Here is an 11,223-nt window from a genome sequence, read left to right on the forward strand (position 1 = left end):
GTTTCTCCTTACGCCTTCGCCGCGGCGGAACGCTCAGCCTGGAGCGTCTTGATGCGGGCGATGTCGCGACGGACTTCCTTGATGCGTGCCGGGGCTTCGAGCTGGCTCGTAGCAGCCTGGAAACGCAGGTTGAACTGCTCGCGCTTGAGATCGACGAGGTCAGCGGTGAGCTGGTCGTCGGTCTTGGCGCGAAGATCTTCGGTCTTGGCCATTATTCGCCTCCCAGGTGCGAGGTGTCACCGAGGCGGGCGACGACCTTGGTCTTGATCGGCAGCTTCATCGCGGCGCGGCTGAAAGCCTCGGCGGCGAGCTGGCCGGCAACACCGTCCACTTCGAACAGGATACGGCCGGGCTTGACGCGGGCCGCCCAGTATTCGACCGAACCCTTGCCCTTACCCTGACGGACTTCGGCAGGCTTCTTCGAAACCGGCACGTCCGGGAAGACGCGGATCCAGAGACGACCCTGGCGCTTGAGGTGACGCGTGATCGCGCGGCGGGCCGCTTCGATCTGGCGGGCGGTGATCCGCTCGGGCTCCATGGCCTTGAGGCCGTAGGAACCGAAGTTCAGGTCGGTGCCACCCTTGGCGTCGCCCTTGATCCGGCCCTTGAAGGCCTTGCGGAACTTGGTCTTTTTCGGTTGCAGCATGGTGCTAACTCTATCCTAGACTCAGCGGGCCGGACGGACGCCGGAGGTCTGAGCCTCCATCATCAGTCGATCCTGCGCCATCGGGTCGTGACCAAGGATCTCGCCCTTGAAGACCCACACCTTGATGCCGATGATACCGTAGGCGGTCAGCGCCTCGGCAGCGGCATAGTCGATGTTCGCACGCAGCGTGTGAAGCGGAACGCGACCTTCGCGGTACTGCTCCAGACGGGCGATTTCAGCGCCGCCGAGACGGCCACCGCACATGATCTTGATGCCTTCGGCACCCAGACGCATGGCGGACTGCATCGCGCGCTTCATCGCACGGCGGAACGCCACGCGGCGGATCAGCTGGTCGGCGATACCCTGGGCGATCAGCTTGGCGTCGACTTCCGGCTTGCGGATTTCGACGATGTTCAGCTTCACTTCGCTCGAGGTCATCGCGGCCAGCTGCTTGCGCAGCTTCTCGATGTCCGCGCCCTTCTTGCCGATGATGACACCGGGACGGGCAGCGAAGATCGAGATGCGGCACAGCTTGGCCGGACGCTCGATCACCACCTTCGAGATCGCAGCCTGCGGCAGGGTCTCGATGATGAACTTGCGAATCTTGAGGTCTTCCTCAAGCAGCTTGCCGTAGTCCCGGCCTTCGGCGAACCAACGGCTGTCCCAGGTACGGTTGATCTGCAGGCGCAGACCGATCGGATTGCTCTTATGACCCATGGATCAGGCCTCCTCGACTTCGCGAACGACGATCCGCAGGCGCGAAAACGGCTTCAGGATGCGCGTGGACTTGCCGCGACCACGAGCGTGGAAACGCTTCATGGTCACCGACTTGCCGACCGACGCCTCGGCGACGACGAGGGCGTCGACGTCGAGGTTGTGGTTGTTTTCCGCGTTGGCGATCGCCGAGGCGAGAACCTTGCGGGCGTCGACCGCCATGGCCTTCTTGGAGAAGGCCAGGACGTTCATCGCGTCTTCCGCGCGCATGCCGCGGATCAGGGCAGCGACAAGGTTGAGCTTCTGGGCCGAACCACGAATGTTCGTGTTGACCGCAAGAGCTTCCTTGTCACCTACGCGGCGGGGTGCTGCTTGCTTGCTCACTTGCGCTTGCCCTTCTTGTCGGCGGCGTGGCCGGGGAACGAGCGGGTGGGAGCGAACTCACCCAGCTTGTGACCGACCATGTCCTCGTTGACCGCAACGGGAATGAACTTGTGCCCGTTGTACACCTGGAAGGTGAGACCAACGAACTGCGGGAGAATGGTGGAGCGACGCGACCAGGTCTTGATCGGACCAGCGCGGCTGCCGGCATCCTGCGCGACTTCGGCCTTCTTGAGAAGGTAGAGGTCGACGAAGGGGCCTTTCCAGACGGAACGTGCCATCGTGACTTACCTCTTCTTCTTGGCGTGACGCGAACGGATGATGAGCTTGTCCGTCTGCTTGTTGTTGCGGGTGCGGGCACCCTTGGTCGGCTTGCCCCAGGGCGTAACCGGGTGACGACCACCCGAGGTACGGCCTTCACCACCACCGTGCGGGTGGTCGACCGGGTTCTTGGCGACGCCGCGGGTAAGCGGACGACGGCCCAGCCAGCGACCGCGACCGGCCTTGGCGAGGGTCTGGTTCGAGTTGTCGGGGTTCGAGACCGCGCCAACCGTGCCCATGCAATCGCCGCGCAGGTAGCGCTGCTCGCCCGAGTTCAGGCGGACGATGACCATGCCGCGGTCACGACCGACGACCTGGACATAGGTCCCTGCCGAACGTGCGATCTGGCCGCCCTTTTCGGGCTTCATCTCGACGTTGTGGCAGATCGTGCCGACCGGCATCTGCGACAGAAGCATGGCGTTGCCCGGCTTCACGTCGGTCTTCTCGCCGGCGACGATGACGTCACCGACTGCCAGACGCTGCGGCGCGATGATGTAGGTCAGTTCGCCGTCCGTGTACTTCACCAGCGCGATGAACGCGGTGCGGTTGGGATCGTACTCGATCCGCTCCACGGTGGCTTCCATGTCCCACTTGCGACGCTTGAAGTCGATGAAGCGGTACTTCTGCTTGTGGCCGCCAGCGATGCCGCGCGAGGTCACGTGACCCTTGTTGTTGCGGCCGCCGGTCTTGCTCTTGCCTTCGGTCAGCGCCTTGAGGGGCTTGCCCTTCCAGAGCGACGACTTGTCGACGAGGACCAGGCCGCGGCGTGCGGGGCTGGTCGGGTTGTAATGCTTGAGTGCCATCGGAAATTAACCCCGCGCGCCTTCGGTGATGTCAATCGACTGGCCTTCGGCCAGCGTGACGATCGCCTTCTTCACGTCGCTGCGACGGTAAGCCTTACCGCGCCAGCGCTTGGTCTTGCCCTTGACGACGAGCGTGTTCACGCCGGTCACCTTGACATCGAAGATTGCCTCGACGGCAGCCTTGATCTCGGGCTTGGTCGCCTTGTCGGCCACCTTGAAGACGACTGCGTTCTGCTCGGAAAGCAGGGTCGACTTCTCGGTGATGTGCGGGGCGACGATCACGTCATAGTGACGAATGTCGACGGACTTAGCCATTGAAACGCGCCTCCAGCTTCTCGACAGCGGCGCGCGTCAGCACCAGCGTATCATGCTTCAGGATGTCGTAGACGTTCGCGCCGACAGCCGGGAGAACGTTCACGCCGACGATGTTGCGGGCCGCCAGGGCGAAGCCCTCGTTGACCTGATCGCCGTCCATGACGAGAACCTTCTTGCCGAAGTTCGCCTTGGCGAGCTGACCGGCCAGAGCCTTGGTCTTGGCGTCGGCGACGTCGAGCGAGTCGACGATCACGAGGCCGTTCTGAGCCTTGGCCGAGAGGGCCATCTTCAGACCGAGCGCACGGATCTTCTTGTTGAGCGAGATGTTGAACTCGCGGCGACGGGCACCGTGAGCCTTACCACCGCCGATGAACACCGGAGCAGCGCGGTCGCCGTGACGAGCGGTACCACCACCCTTCTGGTTGCCGAACTTCTTGCCGGTGCGCGCGACTTCCGAACGCTCGCGGGTCGCGCGGGCGATGCCGCGACGGTTCTCGAGCTGCCAGGTGACGACGCGGTGCAGGATGTCCGCGCGCGGCTCGAGGCCGAACACGTCGTCCGAAAGCTCGATGTCGCCGTTGGCGGTCGAACCGTCGATGTTGAGGACCTGAACCTTCATGATTAGCCCTCCTGGCCTTCGGTCGCTTCGGGCGCCGCGGTTTCAGCAGGCGTGTCGGCAGCGGCCGTGTCGTTGGTGTTGCCAACCGACTTGATGCCGGCGGGGTACGGAGCCTCGCCGTGACGGTCGACCTTGACGGCGTCCGCAACGGTCAGCCACGAGTTCTTCGCGCCCGGGACCGAGCCCTTGACGAAGATCAGGCCGCGCTCATCGTCCACGCGGACGACTTCGAGGTTCTGCTGGGTGCGCTGACGGTCGCCCATGTGGCCGGCCATCTTCTTGTTCTTGAACACCTTGCCCGGATCCTGACGGTTACCCGTCGAACCGTGCGCACGGTGCGAGATCGACACACCGTGGGTGGCGCGCATACCGCCGAAGCCCCAGCGCTTCATAGCGCCCTGGAAGCCCTTACCCTGGGTGTGGCCGCCCACGTCGACGAGCTGGCCCGGGACGAAGTGCGAAGCCGCAATCGTCGCGCCAACCTCGAGGAGGGCGTCGTCGGCGACGCGGAATTCCGCGACGCGCATCTTGAGGGGAACCTGAGCCTTGGCGAAGTGTTCGCGCTGCGGCTTGGCAACGTTCTTCTGCTTCGCTTCGCCGGCACCGAGCTGAACGGCGACGTAGCCGTCACGTTCTTCGGTACGGACTGAGACGACCTGGCAATCCTCCAGCGCCAGGACGGTGACGGGCACGTGGCGACCGTCCTCCTGGAACAGGCGGGTCATCCCGACTTTCTTTGCGATCACGCCGGTACGCATGACCTTACTCCTTACAGAGGCGTACGCAGGACCATCCCCCGCACGCATGTCCAACCCTGTGTGTGATACGAACCCCGTCCGGGTCAGGTGCTCCCTGCAAGCCCCGAAGGACTGACGGAAGCGAGACGGGGGACGCATTCCCGAACGAAACCCGAAGGCGCCGCCGGAGGTATCCCTTGTGTCCCTTCGGGCTTTTCCCTCAGGGCGCTGTCTCTGCGGGTTTCTCCCCGCAAAGCCGGCTAGCGAAGCCGACAAGATAGTCCTCGATCTAGTTAGGGTCCGATCGGAAAGGACCATCGGGGCGACCTTTTCAGATCACCCCGTTAAACCGGCTTCAGGCCAGCTTGATCTCGACGTTCACGCCGGCCGCGAGGTCCAGCTTCATCAGAGCGTCGACGGTAGCGGCGTTCGGCTGCACGATATCAAGCAGACGCTTGTAGGTGCGGACTTCGAACTGCTCACGCGACTTCTTGTCGATGTGCGGACCACGGTTGACCGTGAACTTCTCGATCTTGGTCGGCAGGGGAATGGGCCCACGAATCAGCGCGCCGGTACGACGTGCCGTGTCAGCGATTTCGCCAGTTGCCTGGTCGAGAACGCGATGGTCAAACGCCTTCAGGCGAATGCGGATGTTCTGAGCTTCCATAACCTACCGATGAGAAAGAGCCATAGGACCGAAGTCCCGTCAAATTCGAACCGCGCCCCTACACGCCAAGTGCGAGTCGGGCAAGCCCTGATTTTACGCGGATCGGCAGGTTTTCGGCGGTACGCGGCGCAGTTCGTCGCATCGCCCCTTCCCTGCGCCCGATCCACTCCCTAGGTTGGCATCGCGACGCCTAACAGAAGCCGCTGCCAATGCCCTCCACTACCACGACAATTTCCAGCGTCCTTGCCGCGCTGACCCTCGCTTGCCTTGCTTCCGCGCCCGCTGCCGCCGCAGGCTCTGCCTACGGCCCCACCGGAAGCGAAATTCCCATCGATCTCGACGACACCGACGTTCTCACGGCCCACGTCGGCATACCCGATCCAAGGGGCGGCCCGATAGACGATGCCTGCCGCGACGCAGCCCGCGCCAGCAATGGCGGCAACGACGGCACGATCGTCGTCTGCTCCCACGGCGGCGACGGCTCCAGCGAGCGGGTTCCCGCATCGAAATCCGTCGACGAGAGCACGCGCACAGGGGCGCTGCATCCGCCGGACCTGTGGAACATCCCGGGCTGCCTTGGCCCGTGCATCACCATACCGTTCGGCAAAGTGCCGGAGCCCGTCTATTACATCGACCTCAAGTCCATTCCCGAAGCGCCCAAGGGTTCGGATGCGTGGAAGATCGCACAGGGCGAACTGCGGCAGCCCTGAGCCGCACCGTCGGAGCGCCCTCCCCTTTCGTCATTGCGAGCGTAGCGAAGCATTCCAGGGCAGTGCTGCACCGCCCTGGAATGCTTCGCTACGCTCGCAATGACGAGACGAAGCATCCCATAAACGCGAAAAGCCCGGCGTCTCTTTCGAGACGCCGGGCCAATCACTTCAGCCGTTGTTGGCCGATCGACGAATTACTTCGTGATCGAGGCAACGACGCCCGAGCCGACGGTGCGGCCGCCTTCGCGGATTGCGAAGCGCAGACCTTCGTCCATGGCGATCGGAGCGATCAGCTTGACCGACAGCGAGACGTTGTCGCCCGGCATGACCATCTCGGTGCCCTCGGGGAGGATCACTTCGCCGGTCACGTCGGTGGTGCGGAAGTAGAACTGCGGACGGTAGTTCGCGAAGAACGGGGTGTGACGGCCGCCTTCGTCCTTCGACAGAACGTAGACTTCTGCCGAGAACTCGGTGTGCGGGGTCACGGTGCCCGGCTTGGCCAGAACCTGGCCGCGCTCGACGTCTTCACGCTTCAGACCGCGAACCAGCGCGCCGATGTTGTCGCCGGCTTCACCCTGGTCGAGCAGCTTGCGGAACATTTCGACGCCGGTAACGGTGGTCTTCTGGGTGTTGCGGATGCCGACGACTTCGACTTCCTCACCAACCTTGACGATGCCGGTCTCGACGCGGCCGGTCACAACCGTACCACGGCCCGAGATCGAGAACACGTCTTCGACGGGCATCAGGAAGGGCTTGTCGGTCGGGCGGGGCGGCTGCGGGATGAAGTCGTCGACGGCCTTCATCAGCTCAAGGATCGATTCCTTGCCGATGTTGTCGTCGCGGCCTTCGAGAGCGGCCAGAGCCGAACCCTTGACGACGGGGATGTTGTCGCCGTCGAAGTCGTACGACGAGAGCAGTTCGCGAACTTCGAGTTCGACCAGCTCAAGCAGTTCTTCGTCGTCGACCTGGTCGACCTTGTTCATGTACACGACCAGCTGCGGCACGCCGACCTGGCGGGCGAGCAGGATGTGCTCGCGGGTCTGCGGCATCGGGCCGTCAGCAGCGTTCACGACGAGGATCGCGCCGTCCATCTGGGCGGCACCGGTGATCATGTTCTTGACGTAGTCAGCGTGACCCGGGCAGTCGACGTGCGCGTAGTGGCGGGCGTCGGTCTCGTACTCGACGTGTGCGGTCGAGATGGTGATGCCGCGCTCGCGCTCTTCGGGAGCCTTGTCGATGTTCGCGAAGTCAACGGCGGTGCCGCCGAACGCTTCAGCCATCACCTTGGTGATCGCGGCGGTCAGCGTGGTCTTGCCGTGGTCGACGTGACCGATGGTGCCGATGTTGCAGTGCGGCTTGTTCCGCTCAAATTTAGCCTTGGCCATCTTTCAAACCTTCTTTCGTCTTGATTTCGAATCTGCGGGGTATCGGAGCGGAGCCCGCGGATGCAGGCGCCGCCCCTATAACCAATCCTGCCGTCAGGCAAGAGTATGCTTGATCCCGCCCGCCCTTAGGCGAGCTTCTCCTTGACTTCGGCCGCGACGTTCGCCGGGACTTCGTCATAGTGGGAGAAGATCATCGAGTAGTTCGCGCGGCCCTGGGTGAAGGAGCGCAGCGAGTTCACGTAGCCGAACATGTTCGCGAGCGGCGTGTTCGCCTCCACGACCTGTGCGTTACCACGGCTGTCGGTGCCCTGGATCTGGCCACGACGCGAGTTGAGGTCGCCGATGACGTCGCCCATGAACTCTTCCGGGGTCACGACCTCGACCTTCATGATCGGCTCAAGCAGCTTGATGCCGGCCTTCTGGGCGACTTCACGCATGGCACCGCGACCGGCGATTTCGAACGCCAGGGCGCTCGAGTCGACGTCGTGGTACGAACCGTCGTAGAGGACGATTTCGAAGTCGATGATCGGGAAGCCGACCAGCGAGCCCGAGGCAGCGGTTTCGCGCATGCCCTTTTCGATCGCGGGGATATATTCCTTCGGAATGTTACCGCCCTTGATCTCGTCCTTGAAGGTGATGCCCGCACCGCGCTCGCCCGGCGTGACCTTGACCTTCACGCGGCCGAACTGACCCGTACCGCCCGACTGCTTCTTGTGGGTGTAGTCCACGTCCACAGCCTTGCCGAGGTATTCGCGGTAAGCCACCTGCGGCGCACCGACGTTGGCTTCAACCTTGAACTCGCGGCGCATGCGGTCGACAATGATGTCGAGGTGAAGTTCACCCATGCCCTTGATGATGGTCTGGCCCGACTCGTGGTCGGTCGAGACGCGGAACGAGGGATCCTCGGCCGAGAGACGGTTGAGCGCGATGCCCATCTTCTCCTGGTCGGCCTTGGTCTTGGGTTCCACCGACAGTTCGATGACCGGCTCGGGGAATTCCATGCGTTCGAGAACGATCGGCGCGCGTTCGGCGCAGAGCGTGTCGCCCGTGGTGGTTTCCTTCATGCCGGCAAGAGCAACGATGTCGCCTGCGAAGGCCTCGTCGATGTCCTTACGCTCGTTGGCGTGCATCTCGAGGATGCGGCCGACCTTTTCCTTCTTCTGCTTCACCGAGTTCAGGTACGTGCCCTTCGAGAGCGTACCCGAATAGATGCGAGCGAAGGTGAGCGAGCCCACGAACGGGTCGTTCATGACCTTGAACGCGAGAGCCGAGAACGGCGCGTCGTCGGCCGGCGGGCGGCTGTCAGGCTCGTCGCTGTCGACCTTGACGCCCTGGACGTCTTCAATGTCGAGCGGCGAAGGCAGGTAGTCGACGACGGCGTCGAGCAGGGGCTGAACGCCCTTGTTCTTGAACGCCGAACCGCAGACGACCGGCACGAACGCATGGCCCAGCGTACCCTTGCGGATCAGCTTCTTGAGCGTCGCGACGTCGGGCTCGTTGCCTTCGAGATACGCTTCCATCGCCTCGTCGTCCTGCTCGACGGCGAGTTCGATGAGCTTCATGCGGTACTCGGCGGCTTCGTCAGCCAGCTCGGCCGGAATCTCTTCGTAGAAGAATTCGGCACCAAGCGACTCGTCCTTCCAGACGATCGCGCGGTTGTGCACCAAGTCAACGAGACCCTTGAGGTCGGCTTCCAGACCAATAGGAATGTAAAGCACGGCCGGAGTAGCACCAAGACGATCGATGATCGACTGGACGCAATACTTGAAGTTCGCGCCGGTACGGTCCAGCTTATTGATGAAGCACATACGCGGTACGCCGTACTTGTCGGCCTGGCGCCATACGGTTTCCGACTGCGGCTCCACGCCGGCAACGCCGTCGAAGCATGCCACGGCACCGTCGAGCACGCGCAGCGAGCGTTCGACTTCGATGGTGAAGTCGACGTGGCCCGGGGTGTCGATGATGTTGATGCGGTATTCCTGGCCCTCTGCGGTCCAGAAGCAGGTGGTGGCAGCCGAGGTGATCGTGATGCCGCGTTCCTGCTCCTGCTCCATCCAGTCCATGGTCGCAGCGCCGTCGTGGACTTCGCCGATCTTGTAGGACTTGCCGGTGTAGTAGAGGATGCGCTCGGTCGTCGTGGTCTTGCCAGCGTCGATGTGCGCCATGATACCGATGTTACGGTACATATTCAGCGGATGGCTGCGTGCCATGGGAGAATCCTTAGCGAGGGTTTCGGGAGCGAGAGCGGCCTTCAGATAGACCCTTGCCCCCTGAAATAAAAGTGTGACGCCCGAATGACCAACTCATCCGGGCGCACACTCAGCACATTACCAGCGGTAGTGCGAGAAGGCGCGGTTCGCGTCCGCCATGCGGTGCGTGTCTTCGCGCTTCTTGACCGCGTTGCCGCGGTTGTTCGAGGCGTCCAGCAGCTCGCCCGAGAGGCGTGCCGACATGGTGGTCTCGGGACGGTTGCGCGCGGCGGTGATCAGCCAGCGGATGGCGAGAGCCTGCGCACGCTCGGGACGAACCTCGACGGGGACCTGGTAGGTCGCACCGCCGACGCGGCGCGAACGCACTTCGATCTGCGGCGCGACGTTGTTGAGGGCGTCGTGGAACAGCTGGATCGGGTCCGACTTGGCGCGGGTTTCCATGGTTTCCATGGCACCGTAGACGATCGCTTCGGCGACCGACTTCTTGCCGTCGTACATGAGGTTGTTCATGAACTTGGACAGGATGAGATCCCCGAACTTGGGATCAGGCAGGATTTCCCGCTTCTCGGGACGACGACGACGTGACATTTTTTAAACTCCAAATGGTCCGGAGCGTAGCGGAGGTCTTCAGCCGTCATCCCGGACTTGATCCGGGACCGCTGGCCTCACTGGGCGCTCGGTAAGTGTTAGTACTTCAAGGCCGCTTCTAGGCTGCCAGCGGTCCCAGCCTGCGCTGGGATGACGGGTGCCCCGCCGCGAGCCTTGTGAGTGGCTTACTTCGGACGCTTGGCGCCGTACTTCGAGCGGCTCTGCTTGCGATCCTTGACGCCCTGGGTGTCGAGCACGCCGCGCAGGATGTGGTAGCGAACGCCGGGAAGATCGCGGACACGGCCGCCGCGAATGAGCACGACCGAGTGCTCCTGCAGGTTGTGGCCTTCACCCGGGATGTACGAGATGACTTCGCGGCTGTTGGTCAGGCGCACCTTGGCGACCTTGCGAAGTGCCGAGTTCGGCTTCTTCGGGGTGGTCGTGTAGACGCGGGTGCAGACGCCGCGCTTCTGCGGGTTCTGCTCCATCGCAGGAACCTTGGACTTGGCCTTCTGCGGTTCGCGGCCCTTGCGGACCAGCTGGTTGATAGTGGGCATCTATACTCTTCTTTCAAATGGGAGTGCGATGGATCGACACCGAAACCATCGGTATCGACCCGTCGCACCCCGGTGGTCACCGGGCCGGGAGGGCCACAACTGCGATGACGGGAGAAGAGTAGACGATCACGCAATGCAGGAAGGAAACCGCGAGGCCGTCATCCCAGCGAAGGCTGGGACCGCCATCGGTTTGCTCCGCCCCCTCGTTGCAAACGAGGAAGGCCGCACCCGTGAGCCGAAAAACACTCCACCCGGCCGCCGATGAGCGCTGCCGGATTACTTTGCCGCCCGCCCGAGGGACGCACCCTCACCCGATTCGGATGAAGGGAGCGGTCCGTGCTTCCCTGCCCTGCCGAGGCCCGAAAGCCACGGAAAAGCTGCGAGAAACGCGCCGGAACGGCAATGTTCAGCTCTGTATATCCACCGCGAGCAAGCCCGCGAGGGATGCGCGCCTTTAGGGGATTGGGGGGATGGGGTCAAGGTTGGCTTAAAGAACGGCTGATACGCATTCCATCTTAGGGCGCGGACTCATTACGCGTTGCACCACAGCCTCACGCAGATGAGCTTGAT

15 protein-coding genes are annotated in these 11,223 nt (G+C 63.2%); 1 reads left to right on the forward strand and 14 read right to left on the reverse strand.

Annotation, left to right across the window (positions count from 1 at the left end; all coding sequences use genetic code 11):
* Positions 1 to 8: 8 nt before the first annotated feature.
* From rpmC to rpsJ, 10 genes are all read right to left on the reverse strand, one after another.
* The gene (rpmC, locus tag LH128_RS03655) at positions 9 to 212 is read right to left on the reverse strand and encodes a 50S ribosomal protein L29 (protein WP_008828230.1); all 204 of its coding nucleotides are present in this window, start codon (positions 210 to 212) and stop codon (positions 9 to 11) included.
* Positions 212 to 646 (reverse strand): 50S ribosomal protein L16, encoded by a 435-nt coding sequence (gene rplP, locus LH128_RS03660; protein WP_008828231.1) that lies wholly within the window; start codon positions 644 to 646, stop codon positions 212 to 214. Before rplP ends, rpmC begins: the two co-directional genes overlap by 1 nt.
* A 21-nt stretch (positions 647 to 667) precedes the next feature.
* Positions 668 to 1,363, reverse strand: a complete 696-nt coding sequence (gene rpsC / locus LH128_RS03665; RefSeq protein ID WP_008828232.1) for a 30S ribosomal protein S3 — start codon at positions 1,361 to 1,363, stop codon at positions 668 to 670.
* A 3-nt stretch (positions 1,364 to 1,366) separates the two neighbouring features.
* A complete protein-coding gene (gene rplV, locus LH128_RS03670) occupies positions 1,367 to 1,744 on the reverse strand; it encodes a 50S ribosomal protein L22 (protein ID WP_008828233.1) in 378 nt (125 codons plus the stop codon).
* Positions 1,741 to 2,022, reverse strand: coding sequence for a 30S ribosomal protein S19 (gene rpsS / locus LH128_RS03675; protein ID WP_008828234.1), 282 nt, complete (start codon positions 2,020 to 2,022; stop codon positions 1,741 to 1,743). The genes rplV and rpsS overlap by 4 nt, the downstream gene beginning before the upstream one ends.
* Before the next feature lie 6 nt (positions 2,023 to 2,028).
* Complete coding sequence (rplB, locus tag LH128_RS03680) at positions 2,029 to 2,865, reverse strand: 50S ribosomal protein L2 (RefSeq protein WP_008828235.1); 837 nt, start codon at positions 2,863 to 2,865, stop codon at positions 2,029 to 2,031.
* A gap of 6 nt (positions 2,866 to 2,871) precedes the next feature.
* The gene (locus tag LH128_RS03685) at positions 2,872 to 3,180 is read right to left on the reverse strand and encodes a 50S ribosomal protein L23 (RefSeq protein WP_008828236.1); all 309 of its coding nucleotides are present in this window, start codon (positions 3,178 to 3,180) and stop codon (positions 2,872 to 2,874) included.
* Complete coding sequence (gene rplD / locus LH128_RS03690) at positions 3,173 to 3,799, reverse strand: 50S ribosomal protein L4 (protein ID WP_008828237.1); 627 nt, start codon at positions 3,797 to 3,799, stop codon at positions 3,173 to 3,175. Before rplD ends, LH128_RS03685 begins: the two co-directional genes overlap by 8 nt.
* A gap of 2 nt (positions 3,800 to 3,801) precedes the next feature.
* Positions 3,802 to 4,557, reverse strand: coding sequence for a 50S ribosomal protein L3 (gene rplC / locus LH128_RS03695; RefSeq protein ID WP_008828238.1), 756 nt, complete (start codon positions 4,555 to 4,557; stop codon positions 3,802 to 3,804).
* A 334-nt stretch (positions 4,558 to 4,891) separates the two neighbouring features.
* A complete protein-coding gene (gene rpsJ, locus LH128_RS03700) occupies positions 4,892 to 5,203 on the reverse strand; it encodes a 30S ribosomal protein S10 (RefSeq protein WP_007011873.1) in 312 nt (103 codons plus the stop codon).
* A 209-nt stretch (positions 5,204 to 5,412) separates the two neighbouring features.
* Here rpsJ and LH128_RS31235 point away from each other — a divergent pair, with 209 nt between their 5' ends.
* Positions 5,413 to 5,913 (forward strand): hypothetical protein, encoded by a 501-nt coding sequence (locus LH128_RS31235; protein WP_008828239.1) that lies wholly within the window; start codon positions 5,413 to 5,415, stop codon positions 5,911 to 5,913.
* Positions 5,914 to 6,107: 194 nt separating this feature from the next.
* Here the strand turns inward: LH128_RS31235 and tuf are convergent, their stop codons facing one another.
* The 4 genes from tuf to rpsL all read right to left on the reverse strand — a co-directional run bounded on the left by tuf (position 6,108) and on the right by rpsL (position 10,653).
* Positions 6,108 to 7,298: an elongation factor Tu gene (tuf, locus tag LH128_RS03710; RefSeq protein WP_008828240.1), complete on the reverse strand. Its 1,191-nt coding sequence runs from the start codon at positions 7,296 to 7,298 to the stop codon at positions 6,108 to 6,110.
* Positions 7,299 to 7,423: 125 nt separating this feature from the next.
* A complete protein-coding gene (fusA, locus tag LH128_RS03715) occupies positions 7,424 to 9,508 on the reverse strand; it encodes an elongation factor G (RefSeq protein ID WP_008828241.1) in 2,085 nt (694 codons plus the stop codon).
* 117 nt (positions 9,509 to 9,625) lie between these two features.
* Entirely contained in the window at positions 9,626 to 10,096 is a 471-nt protein-coding gene (gene rpsG, locus LH128_RS03720; protein ID WP_008828242.1) for a 30S ribosomal protein S7, read from the reverse strand.
* 185 nt (positions 10,097 to 10,281) lie between these two features.
* Positions 10,282 to 10,653: a 30S ribosomal protein S12 gene (rpsL, locus tag LH128_RS03725; RefSeq protein WP_007011879.1), complete on the reverse strand. Its 372-nt coding sequence runs from the start codon at positions 10,651 to 10,653 to the stop codon at positions 10,282 to 10,284.
* Between the last annotated feature and the right edge of the window lie 570 nt (positions 10,654 to 11,223).

The sequence above is a fragment of the Sphingomonas sp. LH128 genome (assembly GCF_000293195.2).
Lineage (GTDB): Bacteria > Pseudomonadota > Alphaproteobacteria > Sphingomonadales > Sphingomonadaceae > Novosphingobium > Novosphingobium resinovorum_A.